The organism is Agrobacterium sp. GW821-FHT14E08, from assembly GCF_058803865.1.
The window spans coordinates 988,589-1,011,010 of sequence record NZ_JBXAPJ010000001.1 but is presented as its reverse complement, the minus strand read 5'-3'; the positions used below and the strand labels follow the sequence as shown (position 1 = coordinate 1,011,010).

At 55.8% G+C, this 22,422-nt stretch carries 21 protein-coding genes, 1 tRNA gene and 1 riboswitch; of the genes, 18 read left to right on the top strand and 4 right to left on the bottom strand.

All coding sequences use genetic code 11. The features are described from left to right. Positions 1–15 precede the first annotated feature (15 nt). Both AC1ROR_RS05000 and AC1ROR_RS04995 read right to left on the bottom strand, forming a co-directional pair. Entirely contained in the window at positions 16–549 is a 534-nt protein-coding gene (locus AC1ROR_RS05000; protein WP_498588775.1) for a gamma carbonic anhydrase family protein, read from the bottom strand. A 36-nt stretch (positions 550–585) separates the two neighbouring features. Next, positions 586–1,275 carry a fumarylacetoacetate hydrolase family protein gene (locus tag AC1ROR_RS04995; protein ID WP_498588774.1) on the bottom strand — a complete coding sequence of 230 codons (690 nt, stop codon included), beginning with the start codon at positions 1,273–1,275 and terminating at the stop codon, positions 586–588. 784 nt (positions 1,276–2,059) lie between these two features. Here AC1ROR_RS04995 and AC1ROR_RS04990 point away from each other — a divergent pair. The 5 genes from AC1ROR_RS04990 to AC1ROR_RS04970 all read left to right on the top strand — a co-directional run bounded on the left by AC1ROR_RS04990 (position 2,060) and on the right by AC1ROR_RS04970 (position 7,952). Beyond that, positions 2,060–2,242 (top strand): hypothetical protein, encoded by a 183-nt coding sequence (locus AC1ROR_RS04990; RefSeq protein ID WP_498588773.1) that lies wholly within the window; start codon positions 2,060–2,062, stop codon positions 2,240–2,242. Positions 2,243–2,645: 403 nt separating this feature from the next. After that, complete coding sequence (locus AC1ROR_RS04985) at positions 2,646–3,023, top strand: hypothetical protein (RefSeq protein ID WP_142851079.1); 378 nt, start codon at positions 2,646–2,648, stop codon at positions 3,021–3,023. Beyond that, complete coding sequence (locus AC1ROR_RS04980) at positions 3,020–5,263, top strand: bifunctional DNA primase/polymerase (protein ID WP_498588772.1); 2,244 nt, start codon at positions 3,020–3,022, stop codon at positions 5,261–5,263. Before AC1ROR_RS04985 ends, AC1ROR_RS04980 begins: the two co-directional genes overlap by 4 nt. Positions 5,264–6,391: 1,128 nt before the next feature. After that, positions 6,392–6,595, top strand: coding sequence for a CsbD family protein (locus AC1ROR_RS04975; protein ID WP_003515874.1), 204 nt, complete (start codon positions 6,392–6,394; stop codon positions 6,593–6,595). 280 nt (positions 6,596–6,875) lie between these two features. Then, entirely contained in the window at positions 6,876–7,952 is a 1,077-nt protein-coding gene (locus tag AC1ROR_RS04970) for a hypothetical protein (protein WP_498588771.1), read from the top strand. A gap of 94 nt (positions 7,953–8,046) precedes the next feature. Here AC1ROR_RS04970 and AC1ROR_RS04965 read toward each other — a convergent pair whose 3' ends face one another. After that, the gene (locus AC1ROR_RS04965) at positions 8,047–9,345 is read right to left on the bottom strand and encodes an SIR2 family NAD-dependent protein deacylase (RefSeq protein ID WP_498588770.1); all 1,299 of its coding nucleotides are present in this window, start codon (positions 9,343–9,345) and stop codon (positions 8,047–8,049) included. A gap of 307 nt (positions 9,346–9,652) precedes the next feature. On the opposite strand from AC1ROR_RS04965, the gene AC1ROR_RS04960 reads away from it, so the two are divergent. After that, positions 9,653–11,641, top strand: a complete 1,989-nt coding sequence (locus tag AC1ROR_RS04960) for a hypothetical protein (RefSeq protein WP_498588769.1) — start codon at positions 9,653–9,655, stop codon at positions 11,639–11,641. Between the two features lie 449 nt (positions 11,642–12,090). Next, positions 12,091–12,303, bottom strand: a riboswitch (cobalamin riboswitch). Positions 12,304–12,396: 93 nt separating this feature from the next. Here the strand turns inward: AC1ROR_RS04960 and AC1ROR_RS04955 are convergent. Continuing rightward, positions 12,397–12,531 carry a hypothetical protein gene (locus AC1ROR_RS04955; RefSeq protein WP_498588768.1) on the bottom strand — a complete coding sequence of 45 codons (135 nt, stop codon included), beginning with the start codon at positions 12,529–12,531 and terminating at the stop codon, positions 12,397–12,399. 103 nt (positions 12,532–12,634) lie between these two features. Between AC1ROR_RS04955 and AC1ROR_RS04950 the strand changes: the two genes are divergently transcribed. From AC1ROR_RS04950 to AC1ROR_RS04895, 12 genes are all read left to right on the top strand, one after another. Beyond that, positions 12,635–12,799 carry a hypothetical protein gene (locus AC1ROR_RS04950; protein WP_498588767.1) on the top strand — a complete coding sequence of 55 codons (165 nt, stop codon included), beginning with the start codon at positions 12,635–12,637 and terminating at the stop codon, positions 12,797–12,799. Positions 12,800–12,903: 104 nt separating this feature from the next. Beyond that, the gene (locus AC1ROR_RS04945) at positions 12,904–13,206 is read left to right on the top strand and encodes a DUF982 domain-containing protein (protein WP_498588766.1); all 303 of its coding nucleotides are present in this window, start codon (positions 12,904–12,906) and stop codon (positions 13,204–13,206) included. Between the two features lie 146 nt (positions 13,207–13,352). Continuing rightward, positions 13,353–13,817 (top strand): VRR-NUC domain-containing protein, encoded by a 465-nt coding sequence (locus AC1ROR_RS04940; RefSeq protein WP_498588765.1) that lies wholly within the window; start codon positions 13,353–13,355, stop codon positions 13,815–13,817. Positions 13,818–13,855: 38 nt separating this feature from the next. Beyond that, positions 13,856–14,800, top strand: coding sequence for a hypothetical protein (locus tag AC1ROR_RS04935; protein WP_498588764.1), 945 nt, complete (start codon positions 13,856–13,858; stop codon positions 14,798–14,800). Positions 14,801–15,026: 226 nt separating this feature from the next. Next, a tRNA-Met gene (locus AC1ROR_RS04930) sits at positions 15,027–15,103 on the top strand. A gap of 274 nt (positions 15,104–15,377) precedes the next feature. After that, complete coding sequence (locus AC1ROR_RS04925) at positions 15,378–16,256, top strand: HNH endonuclease (RefSeq protein WP_498588763.1); 879 nt, start codon at positions 15,378–15,380, stop codon at positions 16,254–16,256. Continuing rightward, a complete protein-coding gene (locus AC1ROR_RS04920; protein ID WP_498588762.1) occupies positions 16,249–16,560 on the top strand; it encodes an HNH endonuclease in 312 nt (103 codons plus the stop codon). The genes AC1ROR_RS04925 and AC1ROR_RS04920 overlap by 8 nt, the downstream gene beginning before the upstream one ends. A 119-nt stretch (positions 16,561–16,679) precedes the next feature. Continuing rightward, complete coding sequence (locus AC1ROR_RS04915) at positions 16,680–17,135, top strand: terminase small subunit (protein ID WP_498588761.1); 456 nt, start codon at positions 16,680–16,682, stop codon at positions 17,133–17,135. A 12-nt stretch (positions 17,136–17,147) separates the two neighbouring features. After that, positions 17,148–18,791, top strand: coding sequence for a terminase large subunit (locus tag AC1ROR_RS04910; RefSeq protein WP_498588760.1), 1,644 nt, complete (start codon positions 17,148–17,150; stop codon positions 18,789–18,791). Between the two features lie 24 nt (positions 18,792–18,815). Continuing rightward, positions 18,816–20,045, top strand: a complete 1,230-nt coding sequence (locus tag AC1ROR_RS04905) for a phage portal protein (RefSeq protein WP_006697516.1) — start codon at positions 18,816–18,818, stop codon at positions 20,043–20,045. Between the two features lie 9 nt (positions 20,046–20,054). Next, positions 20,055–21,176: a S49 family peptidase gene (locus tag AC1ROR_RS04900; RefSeq protein ID WP_498588759.1), complete on the top strand. Its 1,122-nt coding sequence runs from the start codon at positions 20,055–20,057 to the stop codon at positions 21,174–21,176. Between the two features lie 8 nt (positions 21,177–21,184). Next, the gene (locus AC1ROR_RS04895) at positions 21,185–22,390 is read left to right on the top strand and encodes a phage major capsid protein (RefSeq protein ID WP_498588758.1); all 1,206 of its coding nucleotides are present in this window, start codon (positions 21,185–21,187) and stop codon (positions 22,388–22,390) included. Positions 22,391–22,422: the final 32 nt, after the last annotated feature.

Here is a 22,422-nt window from a genome sequence, read left to right as displayed (position 1 = left end):
ATCGCCCGCCGTTTCTCATCCTTCGATGATCGCCAGGTCTTTCGAAAAACGCTTCCAGTTCTCGATGTATTTTTCGGCTGAGCGGCGAAGGCCGGCGACGGCCTCGTCATCCAGCGTCCTGATCGCTCGCGCCGGCGATCCGACGATCAGCGAATTATCCGGGAATTCCTTGCCCTCGGTCACCAGTGCATTGGCGCCGACAAGGCAGTTGCGGCCGATCTTCGCGCCATTCAGGATCGTCGCGCCCATACCGATCAGCGAATTGTCGCCGATAGTGCAGCCATGCACGATGGCATGGTGGCCGATGGTGCACATTTCGCCGATCGTTGCGGCAAAACCGGGGTCGCTATGCACCACCGCTCCCTCCTGAATATTGGTGCCGCGCCCGACGCTGATCGGTTCGTTATCGCCGCGCAGTGTCGCGCCGAACCAGATGCCGACATCCTCACCCAGCGTCACAGAGCCGATGACATTGGCGTCGGGAGCCACCCAGTAACGATCCGCAGCGGGGGTCTGCGGCACCCGGTTGCCGAGACGAAAAAGCGGCATGGCGGTTCCTCCCTATGGATTATGCGTCGATCATGATCAGGAGACAGTGACGGACAGCGTGCCGACACCTTCGACGCCACATTCGATCCTGTCGCCGCGCACGATGGGGCCGACGCCAGCCGGCGTGCCGGTCATGATCACGTCGCCGGCGGCAAGCGTGAAGAGCTTGGAAAGCTCGGCGATCACTTCCGGCACCTTCCAGATCATCTGCGCAAGATCGCCCGTCTGCTTGCGTTCACCATTGACATCGAGCCAGATCGCGCCGGTCGCCGGATGGCCGATTTTCTCTGCGGGGACGATGGCCGAAACCGGCGCGGAATATTCAAATGCCTTGGCGCCCTCCCAGGAGCGTCCCATCTTCTTCAGGCCGTCCTGCAGATCACGGCGCGTCATGTCGATGCCGACGGCGTAACCCCAGACGTGGTTCAACGCTTCGCCCGCCGGAATATCCGCACCGCCGCTTTTCAGCACCACGACGCATTCGACTTCATAATGGACGTTCGAAGACAGTGACGGGTAGGGGAAATCCTGACCTTCGGGCAGGAGATTGTCCGGGTTCTTCTGGAAATAAAAGGGTGGCTCACGCGAGGGATCGTGACCCATCTCGATCGCGTGATCGGCATAGTTGCGACCGACGCAATAGACCCGCCGCACGGGGAACATGTCGCTCGTGCCGTCCACGGGCAGGAGCACGGGTTGCGGGGCGGGGATGACGGTGGCGGCCATGGGAGTTTCCTGTCGTCTTTTTAAGGTGCAATTCTTGTCCCGCGATTCCGGGCTGATTTCCAGTTGAAAATGCTGGCGAGGGCAAAACTGGCTTTTTGCGGTCCTTTGCTGTAGAAGCCGGCGCAAAGAGGTTAATCCATGTACAGACAAGCGCTTGCAAGCGGCGAAAAAATCTTCGCCGTGGCCCCGATGATCGATTGGACCGACTAGGCTGCTTTTCAGGGCAAAAAATGGGTTTGTTGTACCTCTCGTCGTACCGGACCATCTGACAGTCTTGGCAAGCTGAAGACGAAATCCGATATTTTTTACAAATGCGTCAAACAATTTATTGCAACCGCCGGTGAATAAACCAGTCGAAATTTTTGTAAAATCAGTCTATATATTTTGTGTTCGCGATTGTGGTGGTCGCGATATTTGAAGGGGTGGTGCCCTTCACGAAGCAGCGCCGGGTGACCCGGCTGAATGGTGCGTCGCACCGCTAACCCTAACCCGGCATAGCCCGCGACCGATCCTTCTCAAAATCCACATTTTCACTTTAGCGCCCAGACTCCGTCTGGAGGTGAGGAGACACCATGCGATTGAATACTATCGAGGCGTCGGCGTACCTTGGTATGTCGCCTTCATGGCTTAATAAGACGCGCCTAAACGGTACTGGTCCGGTCTACATGAAGACGGGGGGACGCGTTCAATACGAAACTAGCGACTTGGACGCTTGGTTACACGGCTCGCGTCGAACGGCCGTTTATGACTTTGCGAACGATAACGCACGGGCGAGGGTGACCGCATGACAGACCGCTCTGCTGAATTCGCCAAATTCCTGATCGAGGAATACCGCAAAATCCCCGAGCGGCATCGCGTCAGCGTCGTCCGTGACCGTTTCCCAGATATCGAGCATTCCGACTTCATGCGCGGGTTTGCCATTGCGGAAGAGATTGCTGTCGCTGATGCGATGAGCATTCCCGCCTAATTCTCCACCACCATTCCCAACCACATTCAACGTCCGGCGCTGCCGGCGAAGGAGAAGCTATGACTGAAACACAATCCTACGTTCTCACCGCTTGCGATTTCGATACAGTATTGCCCCCCCCCCTGTGACGTCATCGGAGTTCCTTGGGATGCTAGCAGAGAGACTGGCCTACAAATTCTCCGAAGAATTTGAGCAAGAATCAGAGGGCCGAGAATGCTCTTTCGAAAAGCTTGAAGATGAAGACGCGCTCATATGCATCGACTTCACAGTCTCAGCATGGCGAGCCATCATCGCAAATCTGCGCACAATCGCAGCCGCCTGACCACCCCCACTCACACCGCTAACAACCTGCCGGCACGCGTCGGCAGGTACCTACCCAATCGCTGAAATGTGAGGCCAGTCTATGGAAAACGAAAGCAGTTTTGCTGATAATTATTCGCTCAGAATTGCGGTGCCTTCATTTAAATACCTGGAGTCTTCGTGGCGAAATTGGCGCGTTTGGGCCATAGACCACCACGTGGAAAACGGCATGGTAAGATTGAACGTCTTCGCTGAACCAACCGATGGTGACCAAACCAAGCTCGAGCAGTCTTTTCATTTTATGTTGGATAAAGAAGGCTGCAAAGCCTCTGAGCGGTTCCTCGCTTTTTGCGTCGCGTGCGGTATTCGTGACGAAATTTCAAACACGAGAGAATTACTTGGCCGATTTTTTTCCATGCGTAACGATGGAAAATACGCGATCGATTTCATGCCGTTTGAGCTAAGGAAGGTGGTTGCGTGACACTCAATGGCCATTCAACGCTTTCCGCAGTTGGCAACCCGCCTCCATTACACGCCACGCCCTCACCGATGGACGTGGCTTTATCTTACAACGACAAGGCGTGGGCCGTGTTTCCCTGCCGCTCACACTCTGAGGAGCATGTCGACCCGGCAACCGGCGAGATCATTACGCTTGGCGAAAAGACGCCTTTGACGCCTAACGGCTTCAAGGGCGCTACCCTCAATAGGCCGCTTATCGAACGGATGTGGACGAAATATCCGGATGCAGCTGTTGGCCTGCCAACGGGCGAGAAGACAGGATTCTTCGCACTCGACATCGACAACAAGCCGGGCGGCGCCAACGGCTTCGACTGGCTGGCCGAGATGGAGGCCGAGCACGGTCCGCTGCCCGACACGGCACGCGTGACGAGCCCTAACGGCGGGCTGCATATCTACTTCAAATACGTTGTGGGCACCCGCAACCGCGGCGCGCTTGGCGCTGGTGTCGATATCCGCTCCGAAGGCGGCTACGTGCTTGCCGCTGGCAGCACGATGGCCAATGGCCGCTCCTACAAATGGGAAACGGACACGCGCGAAATCGCAGACGCGCCGGCGTGGCTGCTCGACCTGCTGCTGCCGAAGTCTGCGCCGGCCCATACGCAGTACAGTCTGTCTGCTGCGACCAACAACGCCTATGTGGATGCCGCCGTCGACCGTGAGCTGGCGGACCTTGCTGGTGCGCCCATGGGCAGCCGTAACAATGCACTGAACGATGCTGCCTTCTCCATCGGTACCATCGTCGGCGCAGGTGCGATCGGTGAAGCGGAGGCACGCGCGCTGTTGCAAGACGTTGCACGTGGCTGGGGCAGGGACTGGTCACGTTGCTGCAAGACCATTGAAAACGGGCTGAAGGCTGGCATTCAAAACCCGCGCCATATTCCGGAGCCCGACTTCCCGGCGCAGGACAACACACCGATGATGGACCAAGATGCCATCTCGCGCTTCATTGTAAACAGCGTCGCAAAGCGGCTTGCCCGATTGGAGGAGAAAGTCGCCGCGAACGACAATGTCCCTATCGGGCCGGTGTTCTCAATCTTCGACTGGACCGTGGATCGCTTCAAAGGCGAGCCGCCCAAGGTCGAATACCTAGTGGACGGTGTGATGCCAGCGGGTGTGCCTGGAATGGTGTCTGCGATGGGTGACACGGGCAAATCATACGCAATGCTCGAGCTCCACCGACGCGTCTCGTTTGGCTCAGGCGCCTATGATACGCCGATATTCGGCGGCAAGGTGTTGGCGCGGGGCACATCGGTGATGATCACAAGCGAAGATGACGCCAGCGAAGTTCATCGGCGCATCGCTGCCCTGGACCATAAGGGGCACAGGTTTTCCGAACTCGGCCGGAAGATGATCGTCGTCCCACTCCCGTCTGCAGGTGGCGCCCAGGCCTTCTGGAAGGACGACAAAAAGAAGGGTCTGCAAGAGACGGACAACTATCGCAGGATCTGCGATCAGCTATCGGAAATCGATGATCTCCGGCTGGTGACATTCGATCCGTTGGCCAGCTTCGCACACCTCCCGCTCAATGAGGATCCAGCCGCGGGGCAGTTCGTCTGCTCGTCCCTTTCAAGGCTCGCTACGGAAACGGGTGCTACAGTACTTGTCGCGCACCACATGAGGAAAACACCGAAGCCGATCGAAACGCTCAGCGATGCGCGCGACAGCATCCGCGGCAGCACGGCATTGGTCGATGGCCTACGGCTAGCCTACGCCATGTGGCCGGCAGAAGAGGGAAGAGCGCGCAAGGTGTGCAAGGCTATCGGCGTCGAGTTCATGCCCGGGAAGGTGGTGCTGGGTGGCGTCGTTAAGGCCAACGGTGCGGCTCGGCGCGTCATCTCTACTTACGTGCGAAATGACCATGGCCTGTTAGTCGACAAGACTGCTCTGCTGGGCTCGGCGACTCCGCCGACGGGTGACCTGATTGGCGCCTTGGTGGTGACGATCGAAGCCGCGGCAAACGCTGGAGCTCCGTTCACAAAGACAGGCGCCAGCGGCGTGTTCGAGATGCGTGAGAGACTTACGGACGAGTTGAAAGCCCTGTCGAAATCACGGCTTCACGGCCTGGTCGACGACGCCCTCGGCAAGGGCATGCTTGTCAGGGCGGCAGCGAAGGGTGAGAAGATCGCAAAGTGGCTTGACGTGCCAGGCGGATATTTTGCCACCGGGCTCGGTTCGTTCACAACTGGCGCGGTGCGGATTTGAACGAAGGGGCGGTCGCGATGCCGCCCCTTTCTTTTATTGCAGTTTGCTATCAAGCCAGTCGATGACGTCTTTCGTCGCTTGGCCGTAATAGGGATTTTTCATCGTGACAACCAACAAGTTGTCATTTCCGTCCAAGTGCTTTTTGAGACGATCATAGACCTGACGGGGGGTCTCGTTAGTTTCTATTGCGTAGGACGATTCTGATAGCATCGCCCAGCTGTCTCCGTCCCTGATATCTTTCAATATGTCGGGGCGTTTGGTCTCTTTGTTTAAATCATAAGTCACTAAATAAACTGCCGTTTGCGTCCTCCCGATTCTTCAACCTGAGGATACATGCTTCAGCAACAGGCTGAACAGCCACCAGGCGAAATATGTCGGCTGAAATTGCAGCGCAAGCGGGCGTCCAGCCTCGTGAGTGCGCTGATGCGTGAAGGCGCGCTTGTGGAGAGAGAGGAGCGTGATCCGGTCAGGCGGGAGTTGGCGGTGTTTGTGAGGGCGGCCTAGTCGATGTTGCCTGCGGCACGTTGAACTGTCAGAACGACCTCATCCGGCGCGTGGATCAGTCCTAGGTTGTTTTGTGCCAGTATTTCGACTATCGCCCATTTCGCCGCATTCATGTGGACTTGCCGAACATCTACTCGACCGCTCTCTAAATTTTCGTATGTCCGTAGAGGAAGGCCCATCGCTATCGAAAAGTCTTTCTGGGACATACAGGTAGATTTGCGCAACGCCTTCAGTTCTTCAGCCGACATTGAATTCCACACTCCCTTTTGTTATCTTGGGGAACCGGAGAGGTTGCAGCCCCTCCGGCCCCCAGTTTAACGGCCGATGGAGATCGTTACTCTCCACTTGCCGAACCGGACTTGGACGGTGAGCTTGATGCTCATGGTATCCTCCAGTCGGGTTGCCGAAGCGGGTTTGCTTCGGTGATTTCTTTATGCCACCATTTTGGTGGTCACGCAAGCGAAAACCACCATTTTGGTGGTAAAATATAGAGCCGCCGGCCTTGCAGGGCTGGCGGCTTTTTTTGTCTCGTCTGCGGCGGCTTTGATCGCCGTTCTTACTTATCGGGGAACCATTTGCGCTATCTTGCGTTTTCTCCTCACACAACAAAGAGGAGACATATCAATGGATTGGAACCGCGTAGAAGGTAATTGGAAGCAGATGAAGGGCAAGGTTAAGGAGCAGTGGGGCAAACTCACCGACGACGACCTTGATGTCATCAACGGTAAGCGCGAGCAGCTCGAAGGCAAGATCCAGGAGCGCTACGGCTATGCCAAAGACCAGACCAAGAAAGACGTCGACGACTGGTATGGTCGTCAAGGCTGGTAATTTTAGGAACCCCGCTTAGGCGGGGTTTTCTATGTCCGAGCGCACATCTGTCGAACATCAGCAATGCGGGCGGCGCGGGGAAACTCTGTTTGTGAAACTTTTCCGGTCGCACCGAGTTTGGCCTTAGAGCAACCAGCTCTTGTTTTTCGCAGCACACAATCACCCGCCACGCGGAGCCGATATTTTCCCTCCGGAGGAGACGCAACATGAACTCTATCATTTATCTCGTTGGGCTAGTCGTAATCGTCCTGTTCATTCTCTCATTTTTGGGGCTACGCTAATGGTCGATCCTATCGGTACTGAAACAAATCGCAGCTATGTTGATTGGCCAGCCATCTTCGCGGGCACCGTAATAGCATCCGGCGCAGTCGCCATCCTTACCGCTTTTGCCGGAGGTCTGGGTCTGAGTTCGATATCGGCCGATGACGGCGGTGAAATCAGCGTGATCTGGCTGATCATTACAGGATTGTTCGTCGTTATCTCGATGGTTGGCTCTTACATGTTGGGCGGCTATATTACGGGTCGTATGCGGCGCCCGGCTGGATCGGCCGACCGTAACGAACTGACGACACGAGACGGCATCAATGGTCTCGTTGTTTGGGGTCTTGGAACTGTTATTTCGGCCTTGCTTGCTCTCGGTGTCGTGTCAGGTGGCGCAAGGGCCGTTGGCAGCGTAGCGCAATCCGCTGTAGAGGCGACTGGTTCTGCGGTCGGCGGAGTTGCCCAGGGCGTTGGCCAGTTGGCTGGCGGGGTTGTATCTGGAGCCGGTAACGCTATTGGAGGCGTCGCTCAAGGCGCTGGTCAGGCTGCGGCTCCGAGCATTGAAGAGGCTCTTCCTCAGGGTTTAAAGGCAAATCCGATCGACTATTTCACTGACACGCTTTTGCGAACTGATACGCCTGCAATTGACGGCGATCAGAACGGTGCCGATTTTCAGCGTCAAGCCGGTGGTATTCTGAGCAACCTGCTTTCAACTGGAGAAATTTCCGACGCCGATCGCACCTGGCTCACTAATCAGATCGCGGCTCGTACCGGCATTAGCCAGCCTGACGCTCAGACGCGCGTCAACCAGACAGTCGATCGCGTGCAGGCGGTGCGGACACAGGCGCAGCAGAAAGTCGACGAGGCTCAGAAGAAGATCGACGATCTGAGGGCTGAGGCTGAGAAAGCCGTGGAAGACGCAAAAGCGAAGGCTGTAGATGCCGCTGAAAAGGCACGAGTTGCGGGCATCTTAACCGCGTTCCTCTTGGCTGCTTCTGCTCTTGTGTCTGCGGCAGCTGCCTACATTGGGGCGGTACACGGCGGTCGTCACAGGGACGAGGGCCGTGTCTGGGGCGGCCTCGCATACCGGAAGTAAATAACGCTTGTGCACTGACCACGGATGTACTGGCAGACGCGATAGCTACAGGAAGGCTGGGGCGAATAGCACCGGCCTTTTTTGTTGGCTTTAACTAACCGCGAGATGTGACTTCAGTGGCGTCGACATGCGCGCAATTGTCCAGGATATATTTAGCTATAATAGAGCGGTTGTCGGCAGTTATCGCTGTCCACCGAGTATCCCAAACGCCATATGCATGCCAGGAATATCCAAGCCGCTTTCTTTTGCTCATATGCTCCATCGAGTACTGAACTGACTTTAGATAGGTGAGCTCGATTGATGTGCCCCGGACATCCACCAACCCTCCCAAATATGTTAGCCAAGAGGCAAGATGAACATATTGTTCCCAAGCGCCGCTTTGTCCGCAAAGAGATGTCTTCTTGGTGATGATGTCGGCTAGAACTTGCTCCACGCGTTCCTGCTTCAGGTCAGCTCCGACGGCACCTAACGCCGAAATGATTTCATAAAATGAGCTCTCAACCGAAATGTACGTTTCTTTATATGATCGATTTTTATTCAGTACTTTCTTTATGTTGCTCAAAGCTTTCTTGACTGTAGAAACGTCGCTTTTCTGCTCTCCGATTTTCTTGAAGAACTCCTCGATACCGATTTCAGATATCACACGTATTCCGTAGCTGTTCGAATAGTAGTCCGCGACACGCTGATCAACTTTGCTTCGGGATACCAGGAACACGCTGTTGCTTACCGCGTGGCTTCTGACAAACCCCCGGTACTCATTCAGAATGGCCTTTAGATTTGTGTCACCTAGTGAGTATCCAAGGATAACCACGGTGTTCTCATGAAGGATGGTGCTCAGTTTCCGAGAAAAGTAACTCTCAGTATGCATAAAATTAAAATAGTCGTCGGCGGTGATCACCATCTTGTTGGGCACATCGATCGAGCCGTGAACGTGGTACACCTTTACACGAGCATCTGATCTTGGGACCGGGCGGCCCGGACACAAAGATAGGCAATCATCCTCAGCCAACTCTTCTATAAGTTTGTCGTAGTTTGTGGTGACAATTCTCAGCGGTTTTTCCGACAAGAACTTTTTTGTCTCTGCGAAGCTTCCGGATAGCTTAACTTTGGATATCAGGGCTGCCACCTCCTCATGCAGACTGATATCTTTCCTCGCCAACTCGATGCCAATTATTTGAGCGGCCTCCTCAAGTAGGAGGTGACTTCCGCCGCTCTTCGAGAAAATTGCGTCTTTAAACGCCTGATTTTTTATGTGGGCATCGCATATTTGCTCAAGCAAACCATGCCAACTCGGCGCGCTATTTTCGCTCATGGCCATTGAAAAGCCAGTACCGGTGAAGAGGCAGAGTCGGTTCGACGCCGCCGCATATGCAATTTCAAAAAAGTCGCTCAACGCCCAGTCCCCATCACAGAATGCCGTGGGGGAACACAACCAATTTCGAATTAATATTCAACTAAAAGTTAACGCACGGATACCAAAATTCTATCCGTGCAGTAACTGTGCACATCCGGGGTATGGCGGCGGCATGCTGCTCCCTCTGAACTAGCCAACTCGGTGAAAATAACATGCAAGCCGCACCAGAAATATTGGGGCGTTGTTGGTGCCGCAAATGACAATCTTAAGTTGGACAAGTCGCCCAGACATCTTGAAAAGAAAATAAAATACTGATTCATTCGGGATCATCTGCTTGGGGGCGTTAGTGCTAGAAACAATACTGCAGTCGGGATCCGTTAATCGCGACATCTTTGTCAGTGTCGCAGGTATGTTGATTGGCACTGCCGTCTTGGCGGTCACCAAGCCGTCTTTACCACGCTCGCTGTGGGCGCGGATAAAGGCCAGGTACTTCAGTATGAGGAAAGGGGACGCGCTTGGCGTATTAGTTTGTGATCTTCGGGGCGATGATAACCGCTCTATCTCCTACCTGATACTCTCACATCTGCGCCAAAATTACGTTCGACCAGTCGGCGCCGATGGTGGAGAGGGCAGGCCGCTGATTGCCGCAAAGTTCCCTCTGTCCCTTCAAGGCACGGGTGATACGGACCAAGACGAGCGCCGTATCGAGCAGCGTGCTATGAAGTGGTTGGCGAAAGCCAATGCAGATATCATCATCTGGGGTGACCACGCAAAATCCGGGAATATCAATACCATCAATATTTTAGGTCTACGGTCCAAGGAGAAAATTCACGCAAAGATTCATGTGGATTTCAATGATGGTGCTTTGAATAATCTGATCGCTGAAGTCGTTACGCGAGAGGTTGCATCTATTTCCACCGACGCGTTCGCTCATCCTTCGAAGTACGATCTAGATTCGTTGCGCAGCATTCTGCGAAACACTCGACAACTCGTAGAATCATCATTTCCGGGCTTCAATGCGGTAACCGAACTACGGATTAGGGAAAGCATAAGCAACGTTCTGAGCGAACTGTGCAGGCGATCTAGCAATGTCGCTGATTGGCGTGCGGCGACAGAGAACTCACACAAGATTGTTGTAAATCTCGAGGCAGAAAAATTTAGCCCACGATGGGCGGCATCCGTCAACAACCTGCTTAGATACCAAACTGTGGCCGCTTGGTCCGGTGAGTGTTTGGAGACTTTGGATTATACACTGCAGGCTGCTGCCGACTTGGAGACATATGGCTCTGAGTTTTATTCAGGGGCTACCCCATCGCTCGCCTGCAGAGTTTCTATTCTGAAATGTATCTCGAAGATTAATACACCAGACGACAAGGTAGCGATTCACCCTTTGATTGTTGCAAAAGATTTGCGGGCTTCAAACTTTTTTATCAACACGGATTACAATAAAAAACTCAATCAGGTCCTGTTCCCAACAAGTCGCGTGTCGCTTTCCGCCTTTGTGGGGTTCGTCGATGATTTGGTGATAGAAGATTCCATAAAGTGCTTTCTCGTGCATGGGTATTTGGAATCAATCTTCTCTTTTGAGGCCGATGCGCATAATCATCATGACATCGTTAGATACCTAGCATCATTGATTAAGGAGGAGGTGCCGCTACTCACAGAGAAATCCGCATGGAAAAACTATCTTAGTCTGTTCGTACTGACGAGAATCGCATCTAATGACGGTTTCTCTCCCATATTGGATTCGGATAGATCTACTCCTATCGAATTCTTAATGCGGGCAGCGTCGACTAAGCTTTATCATTTCAGTAGTAAATTTCCTGAGAAGAGTCCGACTAGGGTGGCATTCCTCGATTTGACTGCGCACACATTGGCAAAATGTGCTCTTTATTCTAAAGATGATCATGTTTTCAAACTATCAGAAGATTTCTGGGGCGAAACTCATAGATTAGCGATCGTGCACCATCCAAAGAGTTTAGTGCGATTGAAGATATCTCGATGTATTGACCTAAATAATTGGGGTGTTCGCAAACCCGACCTTCAAGCGCTAGATAAATCCATCGCAATAATTAAATTGTTCGCATTGGATAAGAGTCTTCCGGCTAACGACCGAGTTCATTCTGGATACGTGATGGCATTTGCATGGGCAGGTAAGGCGGCCGTGGGGCGCCACACTGATTTTGCTAAAGCAAAACGCGATGCTGAAGAGGCTCTGGATATTTGTCAGCGATGCGAGAGCGTCGTTCTCCCAGGTGATGAGTTGTCCACCAGAAAATCTATATCATCCGTCCGAAAGCTACGCATTTACATCGACGAGTTGGAATTGGCGTGATGAGAGATTGTCCGCTTTTTCATCGGTCGGCGACGATGCATGTATTCTTCTCTTCGCAGCAAAAATCCCGTTCCCGGAAATTTCAGAAATGGCCGTTCCCATGGGAACGGGAACGGTAAATTATTGATATCATTGAAAAACACGTTCCCATTCCCGGCGTTCCCGACGCTTCTGGAAACGGCATAAACATCTGAAATCATTGACGTTCCCGCGTTCCCGGTCTTTACCCCTCTTACAGAGGGGAAGGCGTATGGAAACGCCATTCCCTGTAAGTGGGATTGGGAATGGGCGCGGTCTCGGTCACTTATCCTTTGCCTTTTCTCGATTGAGATACCAACCGATCAACACGGGTACGAGCGCCAAGATGAACGGGTGAGCGAAGAACGCACTTATAGCTTCAGAAAATTCAGAATAGGACATTGCTGCCACTGCCTCTTGGGAAAGGTGTGAAGACCGAATTGCTCAAGGCAGGTCTCCTGGCTCACGGATCACCGCATCAATTCCGGCCTTCCCAGAGCCTGCGCTCTAGTGACCCAATCGGAATTGTGCTCACCGCTTACAGTTGCGGGGGCAGCTTCGGCACTGCGCCAAGGCGCTCACCGAATTCCCGTCTTAGCTCCCAATCCTTGCGAATCGGAAGAACCTCGAACACGGAATATCGTATTCAAAGTAATCCACATGTCAATGCTTTGTGATCGGACTACCACGCACTGGTCCGTCGCTATCGCTGCCTCACTCACGGTCGCCAGGCTGGCCTACCGGAACAGGTGGCGCGGCTTCATGTTGTTGGTGATGATGTCCTCATCCTTGGCTCTTGGACGCCATGTGGAGCCGCGTGTGGCTTTCGGATCGTCAGGCTTACCTACAGTGTTCCCATTCATATCTCTCATAACGGTCTCCTTTCGCAATGCGAACCGCCAAGGCAAGCGGAGGTTCCTGTGGCGGGAACTCGAATCAGGGTTTTCGCATTTTCGCCTCACAAAGGAGGGCGCAATGCCAGACAACGAGATGCAGCCATACACCGTTGAGCAGCTCCAGCAGAAATACTCGGTCAGCCTGTATCTAGCCGTAGAGGTCCTGGAGCGCTTCGCCGGTGATCGGTCAAAAATAGACAAGTTCATGAAGCGCTGTCCTCACCGTGATGGCGAGCAACACTAGCAAACAGCCGGCGTTTTTTTGTCCAGCCAGTCTTGACGCCGAGTGGGGCGCCACCAATATTTTTCGTGCTTCTTGATCTGGTTGTTTTGGATTGGAGGTAAGAAATGAACAGCCAAGATGTTTTGTTTCGAGCACCCGTTCGTGTCCGCCTGCAATGCGGAATCGAGAGAACATTCCTCAGCGTTTACGATGCGCTTGATTACCTGGAGCATGAATGGCCACTCCGTCACGGGGAGCGCTACAAGAGGGCGGTAGACAAATGCCGCGCCGCGTTGATGTGGGTGGTGCCTACCGAAGTGGCCCGCGAAGCATTCATTGCAGCTTGCCTTGAGGCGGGTATGCCGATGGTTATGGCAAGTCCACCGCCGGCTGGCAAACACAAGCCCGATCTTCACGCAACTGGATAGATACACAGCCCCGCGGAAAGCGGGGCTTTTTTTGTCGTGAGATCACGTCCAGAAATATTTCACAAATTGACTACCCGTTTTCGGCCCGTTCTCGGAAAGTATGTGTGTCGCCACCACCATGGGCGCCACCACATGAGGAGACCGGCATGCAGCAAACCACACGCATCAACGGCAAGCGCGTCGTCATTCGCACTTCGCCCAAAGGCACAGTCACCGTCGCAGACGCACCCATCAAGGAAAGCGAAGGGCAGGCGGCCCAGGTTCGCGCCCTGCGGTCGTTGCCGGAGTACGGCCGCCAGTTCCTGCTTGCTGGCGACATGAACAGCGCGAAGCGCGGGCCACGGGCCCAGGCTGACGCAATCGCAACCGGCATGACGCCTGGCGAAGCTGACCTGCGGATCTACCTCAAGGGCGGCACCCTGCGGATGATCGAAAACAAGGTCGGCAAAGGTCGGCTGTCTCCGGCGCAGATCGAGCGTCATGCGTCGCTGGCGCGGCTCGGGCATCCAGTGGAGGTGGTGCGGTTCACATCAACCACGGAAGCGGCCAGCAAGGCCGTGGCGCTGGTTAAAGGGTGGTTGGCCGACAACGACAACACCAAGCAGCAGTAACGGCGCCTACCAAGCGTCAGCACCACAGGGGAGACGATATGAACGAGGAAGACCAGATCATCGACGCCACTGGCAGGGCAGCATTCACCGGAGACCAGCCGCATCCATACAGGACCAACACTCGCTTCCGTAAGGTGGATGGAAAGTGGGAGCCAATCGAGGAGACGAAGACGAGAGACGCATCTAGGGCTCTACCAAGCGCAGAAGAGCGTGCCGCAGATAGGCATAGGGCAAAAACCAAGGCAGCCGATGAGGCGAGGAAAATGGCGAAGGTTCGGAGGGCGATATTGAAGCGACAGTCGATTGGTGATCCCTCTTGTGTTCAGAGCCGCGGCGAGGACTTTCCGTTGCTTGAGGCGCTTCGCCGTGATGAGCGTGAGGATCTTGTAGCTGTCGTCCTTCGATATCGTCGGCTTGTGGCGCTGTGTGAGGCTGAGCCGTTGAAAGGGTTGGACTACAGCAAGGCCGACGGCGGCGAGGTGGTCAGGGAAACTAAACGCCTCACACCAGAAGCGGACATTGACCGAGCGGCAGCGTCCGACTGGAAGGAAATACCGAGTGGCGAAATCAAAATCTCTACGAAGGTCAAGAAGAGCAAGGGATCGCATTCGATACCGCCACGGAGGACTGTGGTTGCGGCCAACGACAACGTGGCTTCAGGCAGCGTGATCAAGACGGAAAGCCTGCATGTGAAGATCACCGATGAAATCTTGAACGAGCACATCGATGCCAAACCGATACTGGCCGAACTCCGGTCATCCCTTGGCCCGCTTGTTGAACCTTTTGAGGACGCTGTGCTGGGAGGCCAAACATATACCGAGATCGGTCGGAAGGCTGGTGAGCGAACACAGCCGTCGGTCGCCGGCAGGGCGGTAGTCGGCACCGCCATCGGGTTCATCAGCATTAAGTGGCAGGAGATTGATAGGCGTGAAACGCGGTTGGCCGAACTGGCGCTTAGTCGCTTTCGCAACCGCGCAGCATAGTACCGTATGCCACGCGCATTCAAATCCCCGAGGGGTGAGAGGGTATCGAAAGATACTTTCGCCCCTTTGCGGTCACGACCGCCCCGCCGTCATGCTGCATTCGGTGCAGCCGCTGAACGCAGCGGGTAACTATCCAAATGGCCGACCCAATCCTCTGCTTGCAAGCTTGGCCCTGAATTGACAGGCGTGCACCACGGACGCGTGGTTGCTGGTCGGGATCCTTTATCGTGGAGTAGAGCAGCCCGGTAGCTCGTCAGGCTCATAACCTGAAGGCCGTGAGTTCAAATCTCACCTCCGCAACCAATCAGGCGATGATGTTCGGTGCTGTTCTGGGTCAGCAGCGGTATTACGATCCGAACATCTATAAGCGGCTCAGCGGTCGCCTGCTTCCTAATCCCATGCGCGTTCTCCTCCGCTTGCATGGTGATCGTGCGGCCCGTTCCCTTTGCTGGTTGAGCGGGCCGCTTTTGTTTTTTCTTCCGAAGATCGGCGCAATTCTCGACCTCTTGCGCTGGTGTCGCGGGTGGGCTTCGGCTCACCCGCATCAACATGAGGTCGACAAGGAGTCGAGACCTTGATGGATGGACTATTCGGCGGCCCGGTTGCCGCCAATGATAACGCTGAGCGTGCATGCCCTATGTGCGGTTCTGCAGTTACAGGGCCAAAAGCTAAAAAATTCTGCTGCGCCAATTGTCGCAGAGCAAACGAGCGCCTCAATCGAGATCTTGGCAAAGAAAGAATTCGGAAAGCAGAGCTCTCTCCCGAGAGAGTATGTGAGCATTGCGGCGCTACATTTAGGCGGAGGAGCGACAGCAAGAACGCTGCAAGGTTCTGCTCAAGGAAGTGCGGTTTCGACGCCGGCTCAAACATATCTGATGCGCAACGGTTACGGTCGCTTGCCGCTTCAATGATCGTGTCATTTGCGGTGAAGGTATGTTGCTGCATCTCGTGTGGGACTCACTTTCGCGCCGCTACACTTGCTGAGAGGTATTGCGATGAAAAGTGTCGAGATAAGTTCACTCGTGAGCGCTACATTGCTGCGAACGACAATGGCCGAGACAGATCAGAGCGACCTTGCGCAGAATGCGGGACGTCTTTCGCGCCAGAGTATGGCGACCGACGCAGGATGTTTTGCTCGTCAGAATGCTCTGTGAAAAAGGCGCGTCGCGTCAGCCACCGAAAGAACCGAGCAAGACTTCGGAATGCGTTCGTCGAGAACGTGGATCCAATTTCGGTATTTGAGCGAGATGGTTGGGCTTGTAGAAATTGCGGTTGCGCCACCCCTCGTGAGAAACGTGGCACATACGACGCTGACGCACCAGAGTTGGACCACATCATGCCGCTGTCGTTAGGCGGAGCGCATAGCTACATGAATACGCAGTGCCTATGCCGCTCGTGCAATGCCAAGAAGGGCAATACGCCACCGCAGCAGGTGAGTCTTTTCGCCTATGGTTAGCAAACACAGAGAGAGCGCGACTTGGCAGCGATTGTACAAGACGTCCCACTGGCTGCGCTTGAGGGACGCGCAGCTGGCGGCTGAGCCGTTGTGCCGCTTCTGTCTAATGGTTGAAGACGTTACCGAAGCTACGGTCTGCGATCATGTGGTCCCCCATAAAGGATCGATTGAGTTATTCCACGATCCAACGAACCTCCAATCGCTCTGCACCCAATGCCACGACAGACTAAAGGCTCGCATCGAGGCCGGCCGAAAGGCGGTCATCGTCGGTATTGATGGTTACCCTGTCGAAGTAGGTGGGTAGGGGGTGCATCGAGAGTCTACCGACCTCCGGCTTAGGAGCGCCGGGGTAACGCAATTCAAATGCAAACACAGATTTTTGCCTAGCGCGTGCGCAAGCGCGCGTGCGCGAGGGGATTCCGTATGTCTGAGAAGAAAAGCCGCGTCGACAGCGTTGATGAAGCCATAAGGATTGCCTCGGCGGCTTCTGAGGAGATCCAGTTTCCCGAGAACGTGCCGCTCGACGACGGCGACGTTCCATTTTTCAAGAACGTCATTGCCGAATATGCACGCGCCGACTGGTCGGCGCACCAGCTTGAGATTGCCGCGATGCTCGCCCGCACGATGGCTGACCTTGTGAGGGAGCAAGACCTGCTCCGCAGCGAGGGATCGGTCGCATACAGCGAGAAAGGCACGCCTCTGGCGAACCCGCGCAAGGCAATCGTCCAGATGCACGCTTCCTCCATCCTTTCGTTTCGCCGATCGCTGGCGCTGCATGCGCGGGCCGTACAGGGAGAGGCGAGGGACGCAGCCAAGCGGCGCGACCATGCCAAGGAGATTGAGGCTGGCGCTAGCGTGGACGACGAACTCCTAGCCTGATTGAGGTTGTGAATGCTTTCTGAGGCCGTGGTCGGCGCCATCAAGTGCGGCCCGATCCCGGTTCTGCGCGATTGGCGCGGACTACCGACGTCGGAGCTGACGCGCGGCGAGAAAATGTGCCGCTTCGTGGAAGAATATCTGGTTGTGCCAGAGGGCGCGCTGGTCGGGCAGCCGATCAGGCTGCTGGACTTCCAGGTGGCCTTCATCCTGTCGGTCTACGATAACCCAAACGGCACGTCGCGAGCGTATTTGTCGATCGCACGTAAGAACTCCAAGACGGCCACCATCGCCTGCCTCTTGCTCGGCCACGTTATTGGACCCGAGGCATTTCCGAACAGCCGCATCATGTCGGGCGCGCGTTCTCGCGACCAGGCTGCGGAAGTCTTCAACTACGCCAGCAAGATGCTGATGATGTCGCCGCGCCTGAAAGGGCTGTATCGCATCATCCCATCCGGCAAGATGATTGTGGGCCTGCGCAAGAACGTCGTTTACCGGGCCAGTTCTGCGGAAGCTAAGAGCGCGCACGGTGGTTCGCCACTGGTCGCCATCCTCGATGAGGTCGGCCAGATCAAAGGCCCGCACGACGACTTCGTCGAAGCGATAGTGACATCGCAAGGCGCCTACGGCGACAAGGCGATGATCTTCGCTATCTCGACGCAGGCAGCGACTGATGGCGACCTTTTTTCGCGATGGCTGGACGATGCCGAGACATCAAAAGCACCACGAACGGTTTCGCACCTCTACACGGCTCTGGCTGATTGCGACGTCCTCGACGAGGAAGCGTGGAAGGCGGCAAACCCTGCGCTTGGCAAGTTCAAGTCCGTTTCATCGGTTCGCGACGATGCTGAGCGCGCGGCACGTATGCCGACTGAGGAGGCCAGCTTTCGCTGGCTCCATCTCAACCAAAGGATCGATGCCAATGCTCCGTTTGTGTCGCCGGCTATTTGGCGAGCGTGCAACGCTCGAGTTGTGGACTTTGATGGTCTCCCTGTCTTTGGTGGGCTCGACCTTTCTGAGGTGAGCGACTTGACTGCTCTGGTGCTCATGGCGCCGAAAGAGCAGGAAGGCAAAACCATCTGGCACGTGAAGCCGACGTTCTGGCTGCCCGGCGAAGGCATACGCGCGAAAGCTAAGGCCGACCGCGTGCCTTACGACGTTTGGCACGATCAGGCTCATCTCGAAGCCGCCCCAGGCAGAACAGTCGACTACGAGTTCGTCGCGCATTACCTGCGCGACCGGTTCGAAGAGATGGATATCCGCAAGATCGCGTTCGACCGCTGGAATTTCAGGCACCTGAAGCCATGGCTGCAGAAGGCTGGCTTTACTGACGATCAGCTTGAAGGAGACGACGCTGTCTTCCAGCCTTTCGGGCAGGGCTTCCAGTCGATGTCGCCGGCTCTCCGCGAGCTCGAAAGCATCATCATCAACGGCAACCTTGCCCACGGCGACCATCCAGTGCTGACGATGTGCTTGATGAATGCCACCGTCAAAGCGGATCCTGCCGGCAATCGAAAGCTCGTCAAACACAATCGCGAACGCCGCATCGACGGCGCGGTCGCCTTGGCAATGGCAACGGCGATGGCCGGAACCTACGAGGGCGGCGATAGCGGCAACCTGGACGACTTTGTCAACAATATCATCTCTGTCACCTGGTGACGGGCAACCTAGTGGTGAGGCCTGATGGGCTTTTTTGAGAGATGGGTCGGAAGGCCTATCAAGCTCACCGACGGCGAGTTCTGGCGAGGCTTCTTTGGCCTCGGCACCACGTCTGGGGAGACAGTCACGATTGAGAGTGCCCTGTCGCTTGATGCGGTTTGGGCATGCGTCAACCTCGTGCAGAACGCGGCCGGCACCCTTCCTTGCATCGTCTATGGCGAGGACGGCGTCACGGTCGATAAGAACGCTCCGCTATACGAGCTTCTGCACGACATGCCGAACATGGACGACACTGCGCCAGAGTTCTGGTCGATGGCGGCGATGTGCCTGCTGCTCGACGGCAATTTCTTCGCCGAAAAGAAGATGAACGGCGAGCGCCTCGTTGCACTTAATCCACTTCACCCTTTGAGCGTGGACGTGTGTCGCTCCAAAGATGGGCGGAACACGCGCTACTACGAGGTGACGGAAGACGGCAAAAAGCGCCGAGTGCCAGAAGGTAAGATGTTTCACGTCCGCGGCGTCCGGCTGCCGGGCTGTGATCGAGGCATGTCGCCGATCGGCGTGGTGCGCAATACGGTCGGGAGTGCATTGGCGGGCGAGAAGGTCGCCGGCCGCATGTTCAAGAACGGCCTGCTTTCTTCGCTTATCGTTAGCTCGGATCAGATCCTGAAGCCTGAGCAGCGCAAGCAGATATCCGACACGCTGACGCAATTCGCCGGTGCCGAGAAGGCTGGTGGGGTGACGGTATTGGAGGCTGGCTTCAAGCCGTACCCGATGTCGATCAACCCAAAGGATGCTCAATTCCTTGAGGCGAGGCAGTACAGCGTCGAGCAGATCTGCCGCATTTTCGGCGTTCCTCCCGTGATGATTGGTCACGCGGCAAACGGCACCACGACTTGGGGCAGCGGCATCGAGCAGCTGATCCTCCAATTCACCAAAACCTGCATGCGGCCGATGCTCAAGCGCATCGAAGCGGCAATTTATCGTGACTTGCTGGACGCAAAGACCAGGAAGACCACGAAGGTGAAATTCAACATGGAAGAACTCTTGCGCGGCGACAGCACGGCGCGGGCAGAATTCCTGTCGAAGATGGTCACGAACGGTATCTACCTCGTCGATGAGGCTCGCTCTTACGAAGACAAGGCGCCAGTGGACGGCGGCAATAAGGCCATCGTGAACGGCACGATGACGCGCCTCGATACGCTCGGCAAGACCGAAACACCGGCGCCAACGCCAGCAGCACGCGCTGCATAAGGAAAAATCATGAAGTTTGAACACCTGATTTCGGCCTTTCTGGCCGAACCTTGGGCTATTCAGCGCGAAAAACTGGGCGTTTTGGCTGATGTTTTGGTGGCGCGGGCCGAAGGTGAGAAGCTGTTTTCGTCCGAGTTCGCTGCCTCAATCGACGAGGCCCGAGCGAAGGAAATCGCGGAATCGACCGGCAGCGTGGCCATTATCCCGGTTTACGGGGTCTTGGCTGACAAGATGGACCTGTTTTCCGCGATGAGCGGCGGCACTTCCTATGCCGGCATCAAGAAAGCGCTGCACAAGGCGCTTTCGAACGCCGACATCAAGGCTGTTGTTCTCGATATCGATAGCCCCGGCGGCACGGTTCCAGGCACCGACGAACTAGCCACCGAGATCCGTAAGCTTCGTGGTGGCGAAAAGCCAATCATCGCGCAGGTCAATAGCCTTGCGGCAAGCGCGGCTTACTGGATCGCCGCGTCAGCTGACGAAATCGTCGTGACGCCATCCGGACGTGCTGGGTCGATCGGCGTTTACACTGCACACGATGACCTGTCGGCGGCCCTTGAGCAGCGCGGCATCAAACGCACCTACATTTCTGCAGGCAAGCACAAAATCGAAGGCAACGAGACCGAACCGCTCGGCAAGGAAGCGCTGGCGCATGTGCAGGACGGTGTGAACCGCTCGTACAATCGGTTTGTTGCAGCCGTTGCTGAAGGGCGCGGTGTGACGGTCAGCAAGGTTGAGGACGGCTACGGTCAGGGGCGCGTGTTTTACGCAGAAGCCCTCATGGACCGAGGAATGGTCGACCGTGTTGCCACACTTGACGAGACCTTGGCCCGCTACGGCGCGGACACGGAACCTGCGCCGGTAAAGCGCATCAAGGCTGCAAACGCTGCGAAGGCTGAGGCCGCACAGACGCTGGTCGCAAAGATGTCCGCCGGCGAGCAAATCACAAAACGCGAGTTCGAAAACGGCATCAGGGGACTGATGGGGTTGTCGGGCTCTGAGGCAGAGCGGGCCGCTCGGCTCTACCTCAAGGATGGTCAGGGGGCTCCTGACATCGAGACGGATGCTGTTGCTTTGGCAGCGCTGAGAAAGGCCTTGGCCGAAGCGCAATCCTTCAAAATCAAGCTTTAGGAATCCTTATGTCCGATGAAATGGCAACAGGTCTCGCCGACCTGACGAAGTCGCTCGCCTCCATCAAGGAGAATGTGACTGAACTGGCGACAGAATTCACTCGCAAGACCGCCGCTGGTGAAAAGGTCTCTGCCGATCTCACTGAAAAAACCGACAAGGCGCTTGCCGAACTCGGCGATGTCACCACTCGCCTCGGCGATCTCGAAAAGCGCGCCGCTCGCGAAAAGGAAACTGGCGAGGAAGAGCAGAAGTCGCTCGGCCAGCTGGTTATCGATTCCGACGCCTACAAGGCCGGAAATCTGACTGGCTCCAGCCGTGCGTCCATCAAGGTTTCGGCTGACCGCGCTGCAATTACGACCGCCAACACCACCGTCGGTACTGGTCGTTCACCAGGCACGTCACTTGTACCGGGCGCCCGTGTTCCCGGCATCTTCGGTCTTCCTGAGCGACAGATGACCATCCGCGACCTGCTGCTGCCTGGCCAGACCTCTTCGAACAACGTCGAGTACGTGAAGGAAACCGGCTATACGAACAATGCCGCACCGGTGGCGGAAACGACTGCAAAGCCGTATTCCGACATTACGTTCGACATGACGTCTGCGCCGGTTCGGACGATTGCGCACCTGTTCAAGGCCTCTCGTCAGATCCTGGACGACGCGCCAGCGCTTCGCTCCTACATCGACGGCCGTGCTCGTTACGGTCTCCGTTTCGTCGAAGAAAATCAGCTTTTGAACGGCTCTGGCACGGGCCAGAATATCGCCGGTCTGGTTCCGCAGGCGTCGGCGTTTGCTCCGGCATTCGTTCCGTCGGCGGCGACCGGCATTGACCGTCTTCGCCTCGCAGTCCTGCAGGTCGTTCTCGCGGAGTATCCGGCCACCGCGTTCGTTCTGAACCCGATCGACTGGGCGAAAATCGAACTGACGAAGGATGCCGGCGGCAACTACATCATCGGCAATCCACAGGGTTCGCTCACGCCCACGCTCTGGAACTTGCCTGTTGTCTCGACGCAGGCGATGGCTTCTGGCCAGTTCCTTACCGGCGCGTTCTCCTACGCTGCGCAGATCTTCGACCGCATGGAAATCGAAGTGCTGCTGTCCAGCGAGAACGTCGACGACTTCGAGAAGAACATGTTCACGATCCGCGCCGAAGAGCGTCTTGCCTTGGCGGTCTACCGTCCTGAGGCATTCGTAACCGGTGCCGTTTCGCCTGCCTAATTCATCTGGGGTGCCAGAAGGCACCCCACTTT